Annotated in this window: 14 protein-coding genes; 2 read left to right on the top strand and 12 right to left on the bottom strand. The window is 44.9% G+C overall.

Annotation, left to right across the window (positions count from 1 at the left end; all coding sequences use genetic code 11):
• Positions 1–53 precede the first annotated feature (53 nt).
• The 5 genes from JNUCC1_RS13425 to JNUCC1_RS13405 all read right to left on the bottom strand — a co-directional run bounded on the left by JNUCC1_RS13425 (position 54) and on the right by JNUCC1_RS13405 (position 4,294).
• Positions 54–1,109: a hypothetical protein gene (locus JNUCC1_RS13425; protein WP_197431746.1), complete on the bottom strand. Its 1,056-nt coding sequence runs from the start codon at positions 1,107–1,109 to the stop codon at positions 54–56.
• A gap of 248 nt (positions 1,110–1,357) precedes the next feature.
• A complete protein-coding gene (locus JNUCC1_RS13420) occupies positions 1,358–1,540 on the bottom strand; it encodes a cold-shock protein (RefSeq protein WP_156645952.1) in 183 nt (60 codons plus the stop codon).
• Positions 1,541–1,621: 81 nt separating this feature from the next.
• Entirely contained in the window at positions 1,622–2,359 is a 738-nt protein-coding gene (locus tag JNUCC1_RS13415) for a Cof-type HAD-IIB family hydrolase (protein ID WP_156645951.1), read from the bottom strand.
• Positions 2,360–2,450: 91 nt separating this feature from the next.
• Positions 2,451–3,620 (bottom strand): MDR family MFS transporter, encoded by a 1,170-nt coding sequence (locus JNUCC1_RS13410; protein ID WP_156645950.1) that lies wholly within the window; start codon positions 3,618–3,620, stop codon positions 2,451–2,453.
• 74 nt (positions 3,621–3,694) lie between these two features.
• On the bottom strand, positions 3,695–4,294 hold the full coding sequence (locus tag JNUCC1_RS13405; protein ID WP_156645949.1) for a pyroglutamyl-peptidase I: 600 nt from the start codon (positions 4,292–4,294) through the stop codon (positions 3,695–3,697).
• Between the two features lie 663 nt (positions 4,295–4,957).
• On the opposite strand from JNUCC1_RS13405, the gene JNUCC1_RS13400 reads away from it, so the two are divergent.
• Together JNUCC1_RS13400 and JNUCC1_RS13395 are read left to right on the top strand one after the other, a co-directional pair.
• Positions 4,958–5,425 carry a chemotaxis protein CheX gene (locus JNUCC1_RS13400; protein WP_156645948.1) on the top strand — a complete coding sequence of 156 codons (468 nt, stop codon included), beginning with the start codon at positions 4,958–4,960 and terminating at the stop codon, positions 5,423–5,425.
• Positions 5,426–5,461: 36 nt separating this feature from the next.
• A complete protein-coding gene (locus tag JNUCC1_RS13395) occupies positions 5,462–7,201 on the top strand; it encodes a methyl-accepting chemotaxis protein (RefSeq protein WP_231784219.1) in 1,740 nt (579 codons plus the stop codon).
• Between the two features lie 82 nt (positions 7,202–7,283).
• Here JNUCC1_RS13395 and JNUCC1_RS13390 read toward each other — a convergent pair whose 3' ends face one another.
• From JNUCC1_RS13390 to JNUCC1_RS13360, 7 genes are all read right to left on the bottom strand, one after another.
• A complete protein-coding gene (locus JNUCC1_RS13390; RefSeq protein ID WP_156645946.1) occupies positions 7,284–7,934 on the bottom strand; it encodes a pentapeptide repeat-containing protein in 651 nt (216 codons plus the stop codon).
• Entirely contained in the window at positions 7,931–9,247 is a 1,317-nt protein-coding gene (locus tag JNUCC1_RS13385) for a TIGR02679 family protein (protein WP_156645945.1), read from the bottom strand. The genes JNUCC1_RS13390 and JNUCC1_RS13385 overlap by 4 nt, the downstream gene beginning before the upstream one ends.
• Positions 9,248–9,275: 28 nt before the next feature.
• Entirely contained in the window at positions 9,276–13,427 is a 4,152-nt protein-coding gene (locus JNUCC1_RS13380; RefSeq protein ID WP_156645944.1) for a TIGR02680 family protein, read from the bottom strand.
• Complete coding sequence (locus JNUCC1_RS13375; protein ID WP_156645943.1) at positions 13,420–14,589, bottom strand: TIGR02678 family protein; 1,170 nt, start codon at positions 14,587–14,589, stop codon at positions 13,420–13,422. The genes JNUCC1_RS13380 and JNUCC1_RS13375 overlap by 8 nt, the downstream gene beginning before the upstream one ends.
• Positions 14,590–14,592: 3 nt before the next feature.
• Positions 14,593–16,098 carry a TIGR02677 family protein gene (locus tag JNUCC1_RS13370; protein ID WP_156645942.1) on the bottom strand — a complete coding sequence of 502 codons (1,506 nt, stop codon included), beginning with the start codon at positions 16,096–16,098 and terminating at the stop codon, positions 14,593–14,595.
• 180 nt (positions 16,099–16,278) lie between these two features.
• Positions 16,279–17,328 carry a serine hydrolase domain-containing protein gene (locus JNUCC1_RS13365; RefSeq protein ID WP_156645941.1) on the bottom strand — a complete coding sequence of 350 codons (1,050 nt, stop codon included), beginning with the start codon at positions 17,326–17,328 and terminating at the stop codon, positions 16,279–16,281.
• A complete protein-coding gene (locus JNUCC1_RS13360) occupies positions 17,325–18,299 on the bottom strand; it encodes a GNAT family N-acetyltransferase (protein ID WP_197431745.1) in 975 nt (324 codons plus the stop codon). Before JNUCC1_RS13360 ends, JNUCC1_RS13365 begins: the two co-directional genes overlap by 4 nt.
• Positions 18,300–18,301 lie beyond the last annotated feature (2 nt).

Here is an 18,301-nt window from a genome sequence, read left to right as displayed (position 1 = left end):
ATGACTTTTCTGTTAATTAATCATACACCTTATCCTTGTTTTTTTCAATCACATTAAAGAACATTTGAGCGAATAAAAGTCATAACGTCCTCAGCAGCCCTGCTTTGATTGTACTGAGGCTGCATTTGTTCATCCAGCCACTCTCTTGCATCTTTCAGTTTGGTGATCCCGCGTTTCATGCAGGTTTTATATCGGGTTGTTAAATCATGAATTGTATCTGCATATTTTTCATCTGTCCCCTGAGCTACAGCTATTTCATATAAATCAATGACTTCATCTCCACTGTCTTCCGGGAAAAATTCATGCGGATCAGTACTGTCAAATATACAAAACTCAAGTTCTCTTACAAGCACCATATCCACACTATGAGAATCAAAGCTGCAATAATAAATCTCCATATCCAATCCGTGGGAAGCACAAGCTTCTATCACCTCTTTCATAAAAGAGGACTTCCCTGTGCCGGCACGCCCTTTTAAATAGTAGCATCGCTTTAAAGGGGCAATGAGTTCTGGTATGACATTGACCGCGCCTTCTGATGTATTCGTTCCAAACATCCTGGGATATATCACCGGATCACGGTCTATAGGCTGGTTACCTTGCAATACCCGTTTATTAAATGCTTCTGCACAATCATCCGCCTTGGAAAAGTCCATTTCGTTGATATAAACTGCTTCAAGATCATCATGGATATCAAGTCCTTTTTTGAACCAGTCATGGGCCTCAGTGGTTAATGCCTCATATTGGGTCCAAATGTGGTGATCCTTAATATCGTTCGTTTCACCCATAAAGAAAGCCAGGTTGATCTCAATCACACCCTTTAGACGATTCGCCAGTTGCTGGTCGATCACTGTATCAGCGACAACCGCCATTGATCGGCCGCGAGCAATGACACCATCTAAATCCCCATGTCCGAGAGGGCTTTGCAGGATTTCCAGCGCTTCATCTTGTTCCATCACCTTAACAAACTGCTCCAATACGGCCGTTTTCAACTTGTGAGAGCTGTGATTTAGAATAATAACCTGTTCAAGTTCACTGACATTTTCTTCTATATAATTCACATATCCATGTGCTGTATGACCTGTGACGTAATAATACAAATGATTATTCAAAGTGACACACCCTTTTACATTGATGTTAGTCATTTAATTATATGTATAGTCATGCAGAAGGTGAATTATACCCATAAGCGGAAGCCGCCTTGGTCCTCCTTGAAAATCATAAGCAAGAACGCGTAGTGGTGCTCTTTGCTAAGATATCCGCTGGAGCTTGCCGGTATCTTGATTAATGAAACAAGAAAGACGCCCCATATAAGGGCGCCTTGTATCCAATTCTTGCTTTAAGATTATCTTTTCTTTCTTTATTGCAATTCAGGCAGTGTACGGACTTCCTGTTTCATTTCTGATTTACAAAGAGGACATTTTGGTGTTTCTTCAAAACTGAAGGACTCCCTCATCCACCCTTGGCAATCGTCACTGATACATGCCCAAACGTTTGTCTCCACTTCAGGAACCGGCTCTTTTGGCCTTCTGGAAAAAGACATGCGTGCAACCCCTTTCCTGTTACTCTCTTCATTATACTCCTTTTACGCGCGGAAAGAAAGCTGACAAGAAAATTTACCCGTTTATCTTTTTAGGACAAACGTTTCAATGGCTTTGGCAACCCCATCTTGATTATTGGTGTCTGTCATATAATCGGCAGCTTTCTTGATCGCTTCCTGCCCGTTCTTCATCGCAACACCGAGACCCGCTTCCTGAATCATTTTCATATCATTGAGACTGTCTCCAACTGCCATGACCTCATCCATTGTAAATCCGAGCTCCCGGCAAACACGTTTTAAAGCACTTGCTTTACTGACACCCTTTGGATTAATTTCAACGTTTATGGGCAAAGAGTTCGTCAATTCAAGTCCTTCATAATGGGAAACTTCTTTAATAAAAGATTCAAGAGATGCTTCGTCAAGCGTGTGACCACCCAGCTTCAGCCACTCATGTGCGTGGAAATCTTCTGGACGCTCATTAAAATATACCTTTTCAGTCGTAATCATCCAGGTTTTAAGCTCTTTTCGCAAGGCCAGTCTATAGATGTTTTCAACAAGATCCGGTTCAAGCAAATGCCGTTCGACAAGTTGCTTCTCCATGGTCCATATCTCGCCGCCATTCACCGTTACAAGGTAAGACTTGAGACCGAGTGTTTCCGCGTATGGATAACATGTCGGTAACGCTCGCCCTGTTGACAATACAACGTGAACACCCAAGTCTAGTGCTTCGCCGATCACCTCTTTGGTGTAAGCGGAAATCTCTTCAGCTGTGTTCAATAGGGTCCCATCCATATCAAGCGCAATCAATTTAATATCAGACATATTTTCTCTCCTAGCATATTAATAGTATATGAAATCACCTGTTTTATTATGTGCGTGTATGTCCATTATACATGATTTGATTTCCATTTGGTCATTGACTCGCTTTTAAACCACGGTCGTAATAATGCGTCGTGACAAACGGGATGATTAAAAGACCAAACAGAATGATAAACAATAAGTTAATGTTATACACATCGACAAACAAACCACCCAGAAACGGTCCAGTCATCCGGCCCGCTGCTGAAACACTGTTGATAAAGCCTTGATAAAATCCTGCCCGCCCTCTTGGAGCTAAATCGTTGGCTAGTGACGGAATTGCAGGCCAGACAAGCATTTCACCAAGTGTTAAAATGACCATTGCCGCTGCAAACATTGTAAAGATCTCCGCAAAGCTTGCTACAAAGAACGAGATCATCATAATAACTGTCCCTATGTAAATATGCTGTTTGACAGACGTAATGCGTTTGGTCACCCAACTCACCAGTGGCTGACCAATGACGATCAAAAAACCGTTGATCGCCCATAAGGCACTATACTGCTCCAAAGGAATACCGAGATCCTGGGTATGAGAGGCGATGGTTGATTGCCACTGACTATAGGCAATCCAGGCTACCAAAAATCCGATTGAAAGAATGAGCAGCCTTTTAAAAGCCGTCTTATCTTTAATAGATGCACTCTGATCAATAATGGTAGTACTCATGAGACGGTCTTTCTCCTGGTCCATCCCCTTATAAGTTGTCAGTACAAGTAGAAGAAATAAACCGAACATAAAAGCGTTAGCCATGAAAATATAATTAAAAGACACGCTTGCTACAAATCCGCCCACAGAGGCTCCGATCGCCACACCGAGATTCTGTGCGACGTAAATAGCATTAAAAGTTTTTCGCCCGCCCTCAGGCCAGACAGACCCAGCCATAGCAAACATGACAGGAATGGTAATGCCGGAACCAAAGCCAATAATGACGAGCAATATGGAATATGGCACAATCGTATGGTAAAAGGACAGCATCACCGCTGCCAGAAAAGCGGTGCCTGTGCCCAAAATAATGGTTTTGAAGGCACTGACTTTATCAAACAGAACGCCACCAAGCAAGTTGCCCATAATCGAAGCCCCTTGGTTCAACATTAAGATAAACCCTGCAAAAGCAAGTGTCTTCCCCAGTTCATTATGCATATAAATGGTGTTTAACGGCCAAAGAAGCGATGCACCCGTAACGTTAATCGTTGTGCCAATCACCAGCAGCCATATGTAGCGCGGCATGCTCATCATCTCACTTTTCTAATTTAACATTAGATTATTGTAATCCTTTTTTGCAGGATTGGCAATGGGCAGAATCAGGGCAGGCATGTAATCGCCGTTATGACACCTTCTTTAAGGTCACTGGAAGCCCAGCTTGCTTGCGACTTTTCCAGGGCAAGTTCATGTGATGCCGGGAGATGAATAAACCCGCTCGGACGATCCAGGTTGTTCTGAGCGAAGAAATGCAGTGCCTGATACATGACATGATTGCATAAGTAGGCACCTGCCGTATTCGAAATCTTCGCGGGAAGCCCATTTTCCCTGCACGCTGAAACGATGTCTTTAATGGGTAGTGTAGAAAAATAGCCATCTGGGCCGTCTGCGATTATTTTTTCACCATCTGGTTTATGGCCTGTATTATCTACCGGACCGTCGTTACAGTTGATGGCAATGCGTTCAGGTGTCAGCTGTGTCCTTCCCGCTGCCAGTCCTAGTGAGATCACAGCATCAGGGTCATGAGCTTCAATAAGTTTAAGCATCTCTTCTCCAGTTTTGGAAAAATCCACCGGCAAAATCCCGCCAATAATCTGGTATCCGTTCAATTCAGTCTGGTCCAACGCCTTCACAATGGCCATCGTTGGGTTAATCGGGTTATCCAAAAACGGTTCAAAACCTGTTAATAATAGCTTTTTCATACGTTAAAACTCCTTTTTATATCTGACTTCATATAGATGACTATTACGCACACTGACACCATTCAAGAAAACCATTTTCACAGTGTCTTCTTTGCCGCGGGCACGGCCTCCTTGCCCCGCCAAGGGGTATGTCGACGTTGCCCGCAAATGGCGGTTTTTAGTCGACCCTCCTTAATATAACACTGTGGGGACTTCGGACTCGTGCTATCCCCCTCAGGGAGCGACTTCCCTTCGCTTCAATCACTCTATGTTAATCAGTGGGTTGGACAGCTCTGCACACATATTCATCTGGGACATTTATACGCTATAATCGAGCTCGGGGAAAACACGGAGACTCCCGTGGGAGCAAAAGCCTAGATGAGACCCCGCAGCGCGCAGCGCGAGGAGGCTCATCAGCGCCCACTGGACGCGGAGTGTTTTCCCCGAGCGGTTGCCAGAAGCAGTCATTTCCAGTCTTTTCTATGTCTAGGTTCGCATCATGTGTTTAATTATGTTTGATTTTGTTGGTTTTTTCAATCGTAACGGATGATGGTTTCTGAAGAGAATTTTTTTCAGATGTTACAATTTCGTTAAAAAAGTAATGTGGCTGTAAAAAGGCATAAAGACTTGTCGAATTTCGCCGATAATGTAGATAGGCTCAAAATAACAGCAGGAGGTTACTACATGGCGAGCAGTACCGCTGAGAAACAGCACAGCAAAGCGATAACTTTATTACTAAACGGCACGAATGCTTCAATGAAAAACATCATTCCTTTGCAGCACAATACCGGAAAGGCAGAAATGCAAGGAAATACTTTTTCAATGGAATACGGCGTATTAATTGGGATTACTGGTGATGTTGGAGGTAAGCTTGTCCTTTCCGGCCATTCCAATACATTTCGTGCAATTGGAAAAGCCATGTTTGGAATGCCACTTGAAGACGATATGCTGCCTTCGTTCAGCGGAGAGCTTGGCAATATGATTGCAGGTGGTCTTTCGACGTTTATATCAGCAAACGAGGTCCATATTAATATCACCGCTCCAACATTGCTGCAGGGCAATACTGTCATTTCAGGATACAAACTGGCGATCAAAGTTACAACCGCATTTGAGCAAGCCGGTGATCTGTCCGTTTATTTAATGCTAGATTAAAAAGTTTTACACACCAAGATATAAAGGATGTTTTATATGAAATTCAATTCTATCAAATCAAAACTTATTCTCGTTTCTATTGTAATACTTACGATTCCTTTAATTATTTTAGGGGTTTTCAGCTATCAAAAAAGTGAACAGAGTTTAAATGAACTTGGGAAAACCAATTTAAAGAACAGTGTGGAAATGACAGTTGAGATGATTGACTCTCTGAACCGAGAAGTTGAAAACGGCTCTTTATCACTGGAAAATGCGCAAGAAGAAGTGAAGAAAACGATTCTCGGTGAAATGGATAATGATGGTACACGTCCAATCAACCCGCAAATTGACTTGGGTGACCACGGGTATATGTTCATCTTAGACGAAAACGGCATACAAATGGCGCATCCCTTCCTGGAAGGTGAAAACAGCTGGGACACAGTCGATCCGGATGGGATTAAGTCTACACAACAGCTTATTAAAAAAGCGCAATCTGGTGGTGGCTTCACTTATTTTTCTTGGCCGATGCCGAATAACGAGGATCAAATAGAACCAAAAGTAGCTTTTTCTAAAGAAGATCCAAACTGGGGATGGACGGTCGTCGCCGGTACATATATGATGGATTTTAACAAACCAGCCGAACAAATATTCAATGTGATCTTCATTGTAACAGGTGTCGCTCTTTTACTCGGATCGATCCTGATCTGGCTCTATGCAAATCGCATCACTAAGCCGATTAAAAAAGTCACTGTCAGAATGAATGAACTGGCTGACGGGGACTTGACCAATGAACCCATTTTACTAAAGGCAAAGGATGAAACCGGTCAGCTTGCGGAAGCTCTCAATCATATGCAGGATCAATTAAAGAATATGATTTCAGGGGTGTCACAGGCATCTGAACAGCTTTCGAGTCAAAGTGAAGAACTTACTCAATCAGCCAGTGAGGTAAAAGCTGGTTCTGACCAGGTCGCTGCCACAATGAGTGAATTGGCAACAGGAGCTGAAACACAAGCGACAAGTGCAAGTGACTTGGCATCGGGTATACAACGATTTACCAAATACGTCGAAGAAGCAAATGAAAATGGTGAACAGATCCAAAGCGAATCTGAGAACGTCCTCATTTTAACAAAAGATGGGACAGAACTGATGGATGCCTCAAAAACACAAATGAATCAAATTGACATCATTGTTAAAGACGCCGTGGATAAGGTAAAAGGGCTTGATAACCAAACTAAAGATATTTCCAAACTGGTTGCGGTTATTCAGGACGTCGCAGAACAGACTAATTTGCTTGCGCTGAATGCAGCCATTGAAGCGGCCAGAGCTGGTGAACATGGCAAAGGTTTTGCTGTAGTGGCTGATGAAGTCCGGAAGCTGGCTGAACAAGTCTCAGAATCTGTTACCGATATCACTCGAATCGTGGATCATATACAATCTGAATCTGGAAGTGTGACTGCACGCTTGGAAGACGGGTATAAAGAAGTTGAGGAAGGCACCAAACAAATCAATGCAACGGATGAGAAATTCCATGGAATTAACGAGGCCATTACCAATATGGCCGAACGCATTAACGCTGTCACAGACAATCTTTCTTCCATAGCAGGCGGCAGTCAGCAAATGAACAGCTCAATTGAAGACATTGCTGCCATTTCTGAAGAATCCGCTGCCGGCATCGAAGAAACGTCTGCCTCATCAGAACAAACAAGCGCATCCATGGAAGAAGTCACCGCAAGCTCCAGCGAACTCGCTAAACTCGCTGAAGAATTACATGAGATGGTTAAGCAATTTAAAATATAATGTAATACGAAAAGAGATCCCCGGGAAGGGAGATCTCTTTTCCTTTATATGTGTACATGGGTCGGTGAGGTATCAGAGCTTATTACTCTTCTGAAATGATTAGGCCCAGTGCTTTGGAAAGCCCCACAGCCTGTTCTGGTGTCACAATACACCCTGGGATTTTTTCCGGCGATATGGTCAATTCTTCAAAAGTAGAACGACTTAAATCAACGCCCTCTAAACTGGTACCTCCAAAGTTAGCACCATCCATACGGCACTTTTCGTAAACTGTTTTTTTAAGAACACATTCATAGAAGTCCGCTTGATTCAAAGTTGTGTCTTGAAACCGCACATACTTATTGTCTGTAAAACCGAACATAGCCATATCTGCCATACATCCTTTAAACAAAACATTTCGCATGAATGATCCCGACAAATTCGCGCCCATCAGTTTGGACTGGCGGAATTCAACCCGGTGAAAAATGCCATCACTGAAATCGGCATTCGAGAGGTCACACTTTTCAAATACCACATCAGTGAGTTCAACATTTGAAAAGGAGACGTCAATGAATGATGTGTTCTTGAAAATGATGGTGTCCAACGACAATTTATCAACCGTTTCGTAAGCAATTTCAGCGTCTTCAACCATCCCGGTGGTGATATGTTCCTCATCTTTAAGTAAAGATGTTAATTCCAGTTCCGGCAGGGTCTCAGGGACTCGAGGCGGTTCTGGCTTATGTGTTGATGATGTCATGTCTTTTTCCCCCTTTGTTTCATATCCGCTGTCATGAGATGCACAAGGGATTCCTGATAACCTGCTTTGCCAAGATCGCTCATGTCTTTAGCGATAGGCTTCAACGTTTGATGTGTGATACTATTTAGCTTTTCCAACCGTTCTGCGGATAACGGTTTAACCGGATTACTGAATCTGTATGCTTCCTGATCCATATACCACAGACTGATTGCTCCTTCAGGATAGCGTTCCAGCAAACGCTCTGCCATACCTAAGCCTTCGGGATCAAGATCACCAGCGTAGAACAATGTGCATCCTTCATCGACAAGGCGATCCATTAAAATTAGGGCTGCCAATGTAAATTGACCATTTGTACAGACGATTGGAGAATGTGAAACATGATCGAGTAAGGTTGCGCATACCCCCGAATTTTCAACAACCCAAACATGCTTCTCACCCTTGGCAGGATAAATGCGTTTCAGTCCGGTTAGTTCTCTGAGCGGTACAATTTGCACTGTGTTCTGCTGTACGGCTGCCTGCCAGACAGGATGAATACCAGCGTCGGTCTCTGCAAGCAATCCTGAAGAAGTCACAAAATTTAATAAATCATCACGGTAAATATGATAAGTCTGCAATAATTCGTTGATTCGTTCCGTGCTGGTTGGTGTGGCGGCGAATTCTTCTGCCTCTATTTTTTTAAAGGCGATTGACTCAGCTGCAGTTAATAAATGCAAAAACATTTTTCCAAGGTCGGTATGCAAGTCAAACGCATGAGGATCTCCGGTAATCCGTTCACTAAAAATCGGCAAACGTTCTGCTGTCGCGGGCATGTTTGTCCAAGCTGCGTGAAGCTGGTCAATAAGTGAAGCCGCATATTCAGGTTGCTTCTGTCCCAATTGCACGATCCACCGACCTGGGCCCTTACCATTTAAAAGCTGATCCAACCAAAAACCAAGAGCCGGATAGGCAGCTTTTAATTCCACGAAAAATTGTTGTGTCGCTTGGGCTTTCTGCTCACGTTCTGCTCTTTTCGAGATAATCGTCTCATCGAAATAGGCATCAAGCAATGCTTTGAAATCCGTTCCCGCAAATCTCGTCTGTTCAAGCTGTTCCGCAAACGCCAGCATGGAAATCCCCTTTTTACGTTTCAGTCGTTCTGCAGGCACACCGAAAAAACTGGCGATCTCTTCAAGTTCCTCTGCTGTGAGCACGCTGGTTGGAACGGTGCCGCCAATCCGTCCGAGTGATTCGTACTTTTTGCGGAACTGTTTAAACAAGGTGCTGTAAGCCGGTTCACTCTTAAAAAAAGCAGCGGCTTCATTGATTTCATTCACGATATTGGGCTCCTTTATATATCGGTTGTTACGGTTTCAGTTCCCTTTTCTTGGTTGCTTTCAGGGAGGACCAAATGTTGGTTTTGACCGTCCCAATAATAACGGACGACTGTGACGAATGCGGCATTTCTCGGTCGCACAAGCTCACAAATGGCCAAGTGAGAAATCGTATCATAATCCCCCACAATACCTGGGAATTCATAATGTAATCAAAACCGAGCTGCTCCACGATCTCAAACATTTCCCGGATATTGTTTTCATCGACACCCGCAAAGGCCTCATCAAGGGAAATAATATATGGTGCCGTCTCGTCAGCTTCCCTGTATCTGGAATAACAAGCGGTAAACAGTGGGATATACATCGCCATTGCTTTTTCCCCGCCACTGAATTGATAAAAAGCATGGTTGGTCAGCTCGCGCTTGTTTTCACCGATACGTTCATAGGACAGCACAAACGAGAACCAATTGCGATAGTCAAGAACTTCTTTCAGCACTTGAAGAAGCGTATTCCCTTCCCCTTCCAGGTCGACAAGTTCTTTTGCTCGGTCAATTTTGGAACGGAAATGGTCGCTTACCCGCTCAATATCTGCTTCTTTTAACAGACGGGGATTGCGTCTGAGCAAATCGACCAATTCTTTTGTATCAAGTTCTGTTTCCGTTTCAGCGGTTCTTGGCTTCCATTTAATGCTGAATGTGAGACCTGAGGATGAATCTGTGTTCTGCATCAATTTGTCCATGTCCTTGGTCCACTTTTCCGCTCGATTGATCCGACTGCGCAGTTTGCGGCCAACCGAATCAAATAAAATATCCTCGTATAACTGACGGTCCTGATCATCCAGCATGGTTTGCTGTTGAAGGCGGTCCCTTTCCAATTTGTCTCCCATATAATATGGATTGACACGTCTCCCTTGGAAGTCAAGCTGAATCAAACGACGGGTTGCTTTTTGCTTCCAATGCTCAAGCTGAATCGTTTGGGCTTCTGTCCATTCATCTGTCAACCACTCAAATTCAGAAAAACGAACAGCGTCGGTTGTATCAATCATGCGGTATTCCATGAGATTTGATTGCTGTTCATAGAAAACCTTTGTCAGCTGTTCTTCAATTTTGGCCATGTCCTTATCGTTTAGAACCGATTCGTACGTGGTCAAAATCCAGTTCAGCTGCTCACCACGTGTTTCCAGTTCATCAGGTACAGGGATAAAACCGAAGTCGACTTCACGGTGAAACGTATTGGACCACGCTTCAATCATGTGACCCCAAAAGGTCTGTGCCTGTTCTTTATCTGCAGCTTCTTCTTCCAGCCTGGTTTGATCAACTTTTTTCTGCGGCAGTTTTGTCTTAATCTCATCCTGTTCGGCAACTGTAGCACTCAGCTGCTGTTGAACGGTTCTGATTTCTTCTCTGATTGTGTCCGCATCGGCCATGTCAAGCTGGTGTTCAATCTCACGAATGTTCTGCTCAGTGCGTGCTTTTCTGTCGTGCAAATCATTTAGATCACCTTGGAGCTCGATCACTTCGCTGGCAAGTTCCTCAAGTCGGCCGTTCGTTTTCGCCAGATTCGCCTGATGATGCTGATAGGTTGTATAAACGGTGATCAGCTGCTGCAGGTCTTTTTCATAACGACGCATGATTTCTTTAGCCTGCAGGTAGGCATGACGGGAAAATTCGATGTTCAGGTCTCTTGTCGAACGACCAAGCTTGCTCTTGGTTTCCTGAAATGTCTGGTGTGCCTGATGAAGGTCGTTATTCAGCCCTTGCAAACGCTTATCGAGCTGGTTGATATGAAACCGTTTCTCTTGCACATGTGAAAATGCGACATGCAAATCCTCGTCATCTGGAAAGCTTTCCAGCGCTTTCTCAGCATTGGCAATATCCGTTTCTAATGTCTTAATCGCATGATTGATCGTTTCCTGTTCTTGTTTGAGTGCAGCGATTTCCGTGCGAATGGCTTCGATTTGCGTTTGACGATACCGTTCACGTGCTTTTTTGCCGATAAACCGAACCTCTTCCACCGAGACGGCATGGCCAGTTGTTAAACCAATCTGATACGTGCCATCAACATTAATGGCTGTCGTTTCGGTTCCATCTGGATCGACGAGAATGCTGCGGAGAATATCATCCACTTTCTCTGCAGGTATGATTGTATCAATGCCCTCATCAGGAACAAGATAGTCTGCAAGGGTGTGTGCCATGATGTGCGGTGCAGGCTGGATGATACGGTCATGCGTAATCGTAAGCTTTTCATCAGCAATAAGCGCATCAAGTAAGCCTGTGTCGATCAGCGCTGATTCTATATGTCGCCGTACATCAGCTGTGACGTGATCCTGAAACTCAACAGCTTCATACAATGGCACAAACCGTTGACCGTTTGCCTTCAACTCAGCCCGTGCATGCTTGGTCGTCGCTTGTTGAAATGGTGGTTCCGGGTCCTTTTTCGCCACCCATTCGGCGTGTTCAGCTTCTTTTTCCTCAATCGTCTCCTCGAGTAATTTTATGCGGCTGTTTTTGGTTGCAATAGATTCATTGATTTTCATTTGATAGGCGTTGCTGACTTTTACAAACGGCGTCCGGACCTGTTCATAGCTCACCGGTTCATACAGGCTGTACATATTTCGGGAAGTTTGCTGCAGCACATCTTCAGGGATACTCAAAAATGCATGATCTTCTGTCCATTGATAAATGCTGTGCAGCTGAGCTTGCTTGTCTTTCTCAAAAATGGCAAGCCAGTCCTGTTCTTCCTGCTTGGTTTGATCCAGCTCTTGCCGTGTTTCAGCGACCTGTTTGTCCAATTTGGTCAACTCGCTTTTAAGCTGTTCATACACTTGAAGTTCTTCACTGATGGCATCAAGCTTTTGAAAATGGGCATCCGTTTCTTTTAGCCAAACAGAAAAATCATGCGCCGTCTCTTTATGACGATTAAAATCAGCTTCATTGACATCATGCCCATCAAAAGAAGCATCTTCGGCATCAGCCTGCATGTCTACAAGCCTATCGGACAAATTGGCGCTGCCCGCTTCCACTGACATCTCGAGATCCTCTTTCATCTCCTTGACATCAAGTTCCTGACGTTTCTTACTTGTAAGAGCCTGATCCCGTTTTTCCAGGTCTTTCTGAACCGTTTCAAGCACAGCCCGTTCATCATACAATTCCTTTTCCATACGCCATACTTTATGATGCTGCAGGCGCTCCCGCTTTTGTTCAAGCACATCTTTTTGCTGATCAAGTTGAGTCGCACGATCGGTCATCGTCTGAACGTCAGTTTGAAGTTCAGTGATTCCTTGGCGTTTCTCCTTCAAGGTCTGCCCTTCTTTATGATATTGACTTTCAGCACGCTTTAAGTGTTGGGCACTTTCTGCCAACCGGTATTCATTATAAGCATGGTAGCGATGAATCAATTTTTCCACTGCGGTTTGTTCCCGCTCGAGCTGTTCGATCTGCTGTTTCGTCTGATCCATATGTTCAATTGTATCTGATAAATGTCTGAGGTCATCGTCGGTAATCGGCGGGAGCGCTGCTTCCAATATGTCATAAATGGCTGTCGGTCTGAATTCCTTGGAAAGCTTAGGGCTCCGCAGCTGAATCAGCAGCTTGATCAAATCATCGTACGCTTCAATGTTTTCAAATCCAAAGATATATTTGTTTACGAGCTTCTTATATTCACCAGCTGTCCGGACAACTTTGCCGCCGTCCCCGATCCGGTTTTCCAACTGGGTGCGGGACAATGGCACATCCTGACTCTCTCCAGCGTGCCGTTCCGTTTCATGCAGGTCAATGCTATACCCGACGCGACGGTTATCTGTTATAACGAAATACCAGGCGTTCATCGGCTTATGCCGGCGCGCCTGCATGCCAATACCGGTTGTGATGTATTGCCCTGTTTCAGCGAGTTTGTATTCCAAAAACAAATATCCAGTACGCTCGTCCCTGTCAACAATGTCTTTTTCACCGAGCAGATAATCTTCCATCCGACGTGCTTTTGATCCAAATGGGTCCAGTCTGTCCGGTGATTTGCGTCCGTCAAGAAGCACGGGCAACAGACTTTGCATTGTGACCGATTTTCCGGAACCATTGCTGCCTCTGAGCAGCAGTTTACCGTCCGCAAAGTCAAAAATCTCATTGTCATAGTACCAGAAATTAAGCAATCCGGCACGATTCATTTTCCATTTTGCCGTCTTATTCATGATGCATCTCCTCCTTCCGCAAAAAGTCAGCAGGATAATGTCCGGCAACCCGGCCAAAAAGCGGTTTAATGATATAGATATCCATTTCCTTCGTTTCCTCCAGCATCTCCCAATCTCTCAGAAGCTCAATCAAATCTTGTGTCACGCTGACAGGGGTGCCTTCTCGGTACAGCTTACTCCAGCCTTTCCCGTATTCGTTCTGGGTGTTGGCAACGATCTGCTCCAAGGTCAGCTGACTCACATGAATTCTCCCAAATTCATCCGGGGCATATACCTCCCGATGATCACGCACGTAAGCTGCCACATGGAGCGCCACATCCATCAATGCTTTTTGATCCGGGAATAGCGTGAGCTCTTGTTTGTTTTCATCTGCAACGAGCATGGCTGCGTTTTTAAACATTTCAAGCCGAAACATTGTGTGTGCTTCCAAATCATCCCGAAGTCGGTTTCGGTAATTGCGGATATACGCAAAATCAGGATCATCTTCACTTTCCCTGTGGACGACAGGGGAAGTCAGCAGCTTTCGATATACCCGTTTCCTTCTTATGTCTTCAGCGTTTCTATCCCATTCACTTATTAAAATATCTTGAGCAGATTCATAGTCTGTCAGGTCTTTCGGGTATGAGCGCATAAAGTAGCGTGCATACAAGGTTGTTTCATACAGCACTTCCTGGTCTTCGTTCATGGCAAACTGGTCAACCTCCCCTTCCACCACAGCAAGAAGGGTTAACTTCTCAAGTTGTTTGATGACCCGAACAAGAGCGCGTCTGTGATTGTAATTCGTCCAGTCCAATGGAACCTCACCCGGATACAATTCCTTGATCTCCTCGCAAATATCTGACAGCAGAAATTGTTCATCCACACTGCGGCTTTCTGTAAAAGCCAAAGCACAGCAAAATATGGCGTAATCCTGCTGGGTCTGAAACGATTGAATGCCCATCCAGCTTTTTGTTTCGACCGGTATTTTTTCCAACTTGATGAAATGTTGGTGGACGATCAGATCAAAGCCAAATTTGTCGTCGATATACCGTTTCAGCACTTTCTCCCGTTCGCGGACAAGCTGATATAAATCCGGTTCTTTCTTTCGCAGGATCCAGAACTTTTCAAACAGCATACGTAACGCTGTTTGGGCTTTTTCGTCAAATTGGGTTGTTTCCACCATGCATCAACTCTTTTCCGAAACTTTTTGATCGAGGAAACGAAATGTGACAGCTGGCATCAGCATATCTCCGTCCTCTGCTTTGAGCTTAATCTGTTCTGTTTCGTCAACAACGACCTGAACTTCCCGCCCGTGTTCGGTCTTGAATGTGTGGTCTTTCGCCGTCATGGCCTTGCCGATCCAAGCGAGCAGCATTTTCCGAACGTGCGCTTCGATTTGCGGCAGGTCTTTTAATTTGATCTCGTCGCCTGACATATAAGCTTCCAATGTCTCTTGTTCCAGTTTTTTCTGTTTTAAATGAGCTGCCAATACATCTTCCTTCTCCTTCGTTTTATCCACGATCGCACCAGGGCGCGTTTTCTCCCGATACGTTCGCACGTGTGGTTTCGTTTCATGATCGATTGGGGCTTCATCCCATACATCTGTATAAATGTCGTCTGTCGGAATATGATCACTAAGCAAATGCCGGGTGTGGAAGACGCCAAAAACAACCGAGGATAATTCGTGCGCACTGTGAACGTCAGGCACCGCTTCAAACCAGCGCGCCAAGTGCAGGTAGTCTTTTTTGCGGCTGCGAAAATAATGGTGTCGCTCCCCGAGTCGCTGTACCACCCGTGTAATACGACGGATTTGTTCATTGGTCCGCTCCTGCAACATCTCAAGCTCACTTTCTCCGTGAACATTGCCGAGAAACCATGTGCACATGCCATGCCATTTTTCGATTTGCTCATGAATCAGCGCCTCTTCATCCAGTCCAACGTCTTCGAACCGCGGGACTTGTTTTTGATGGATCATCACTTGCTGGATCAAGGGGTTTAAATCAGCCGTATCAATCGTTGCAAGCAAGTCCTGAATTTTAGAAGCTGTTTGCTGCAAACCGACGATGAAGTCGCGCAAATAAGTTGTAAATTGATTTTTAAACACGAGAAACGCTTCTGTCTGCATTCTTTCTTCGGCTTCTTCGCTGTTGAGGTGGGCCATATAATCGGAGGTGTTCTTCCCTATTGATCGAAAATATGTAAACACGTCATTCCACAATTGATAACACTCATCTGCCGGCGGAAATTCGGAGCGCTCAAGCATTGTCTCAATCGTCGCAAGCGCCGAATAGAGCCGCTCAAATTCCTTTTTCTCAAGTGAACCACCGAACGCCTCGCCACCTTTTTCCATATGTTCGAGCATCCGTTCAAACTCAATCGTATAGGGGGTTGATTGATATCTGAATCGCTTTTTCTTAAATTCCTCAATGGACCGTGAGCGACCTGTTTCCTGTCTGGCATTTAAGTTGTTCCAATTGACCAGCTGGGCCAAGTCCTGATGCAAATCTTCTTCTGTATACAAATCGAATCCTGGCTGTTCTTTTAAATGCGCATAAATTTCTTCAGGCAAAAGAAATTCCCGCATACGCTCATGCTGTAGGTAAAAATAGCGCAAGATTGTCCGATAACTCCATACTTTGTCAGCTGTCAGGTAACTCGCTTCTTTCACCCGTCTGAATTGATTCGGCTCCATTGGTATCCACTTCCTTTGATGGTGGGGTAGTATTGAAGAAATGTCTAACAGTAGCGGGGAATGAGGATTTACTATGCAGAAGTCTAACTCCATTTTAATGGGATTGTCGAAAAAAGTCCATACAGCCGACAACTTGAAAGGACCGGTTCCTTTCCAAGGAAGCCGGTCCAGATTATATGTTCAGTTAAAATACGATCTGATTAAATTATGCAACCTTGGACGCAGCCGGATCATATGCGGCTGTCTGCCAAAATGAACGCGATTGGTCAGCAAAATCACATTCAGGTCGATCTCAGGATCAAACCAGATGCTTGTGCCGGTAAACCCTGTATGGCCATAAGAACTTTCTGAAAACAAATCACCACACGAAGCATGGGCGGGACTTTTCAATATCCAGCCAAGTCCGCGGTACTCAGTGGCAAATGGCGTGTAGTTCTGTCGTGCCACGTTCAGCACGCTCTCTGACAAAATGCGTTTCCCCTTATAGGTCCCGCCATTTTCAATCATCGAAACAAAGTTATTCAAATCAGCCACAGTCGAGAACAGCCCTGCATGCCCGCTGATCCCGCCCATGGCTTCAGTATTTTCATCATGGACAATCCCGCTTTTATAATCACCCAATGCCTCACTGTATTCAGTCGCTGCATACCGCTCTGTATCAAACGTAGGATTAAAGACCGTTTCATGCATGTCAAGCGGGGTAAGAATTTCCCGGGTGATGAAGTCGTCAAAGGATGTTCCTGTGAGGACTTCCACTATCTTATATAACGTAATAAAGCCGAGGTCGCTGTACATCACATGTGTGCCCAATTCATAGACAGACGACTCTGTGTAAATGTTCTCGAGCACCTGATCTGTCGTAGCGCCTTGTTGATAAAATTGGCGATGGCCGGTTAGTCCAGACGTATGTGTCAGCAGATGCCGAACTGTGATTTCATCCTTATCATTTCGGGAAAATGCAGGCAGAAAATATCCCACAGGGTCGTCAAGTCGAAGGTCGCCAGAGTCAATCAGTTTCAGTACAGCAGGCAAAGTGGCGATTACTTTCGTGAGTGATGCAAGATCAAATACGGTATCCAGCTGCATCGGGGCAGGTATTGGGTGGACGACCTTGTTTCCGATCGCTTCTCTAAGTAGAATTTCGCCCTTATGGGACACCTGGATGACGGCACCCGGAATATGGTTAAGGTCAATTTCCTGTTGCAGAAACTCAAGCACTTGTGCTTTCATCGCGCCTCCTCCAGTCCATTCAAAGGTTTTTTATACGAGACATAGCTTTTCCAAATGTCGTAACCTAATTTTTTATAAAAGTCGACCAAACCTGTCCAGTCGATGACGATGTCCTGTATGCCGCGTCTTCTGAGTTCAGCAATACCTGCCTCCACGATGGCCAGACCATAGCCCTGGCCGCGCTCTGAGGCATCTACCCCAAGCGGGCCTACACCCCCAAGATCTCCTTCAAACAGCGGTGCCCAATATGTATTTTGAGCAATCAGAGGCGCATCCGGATCATTCACCCGGCAAAAGCCAATGATATTCCCTGCTTTTTTGAGGATCACAAACTCACGGCCTGTTCCACCTTGCTCAAAGTATTTTATCGCCTCATATTCCCAGCGTCCAGGGAAACAGCGGTTTAAAAACGCCAGAAACGCCTCTTTTTCACTTTGCTTCAGCAGAGAGACGTCGGCTTCTGGAAATTCAGGGTGGGTGATCGGTTCATTTTTACCATAGTGTTGCAACAGGTCATATTCGTTGGCGTATGCTTGATAGCCTTTCTTTTCAAACCAATCTTTCGTGTCAGAATAGTCGTTGGGGACTCCAGGAAAGTAATGCCACGGATCACGCCCTAGCAAGATTTCGCGGGCACCATGAGACTGCAATACGGACTCTGCATGTTTGAGTAATTGCGTACCCACTCCTCTATTTCGGTGCTCCTGGTCAACCAAAAGCACTTGGATCCAGCCTGTTGTCGCCGGCATGTCCACAGCCAATTCTTCCTGCCACTGCTTTGCAGCAATAAATCCGATAACCTGCTCAAAGTTATCCAAAGCTACAGCCGAACCCTCCCAGGAGATATTTTTATCTTTGAAACTGTTTTGTTCAAAAAGCGCTTTTCGCATTGGGAATTCATCGGCAAGTTCCTGATTCCACAACTTAACCAGATCATCAAAATAAGCGTCGTTCCATTTTGCAATCTTCAAAC

Source organism: Lentibacillus sp. JNUCC-1, assembly GCF_009741735.1.
GTDB lineage: Bacteria > Bacillota > Bacilli > Bacillales > Amphibacillaceae > Lentibacillus_B.
Note: the sequence above shows the minus strand (reverse complement) of the source record. Positions and strands in the feature narration are given on the sequence as shown.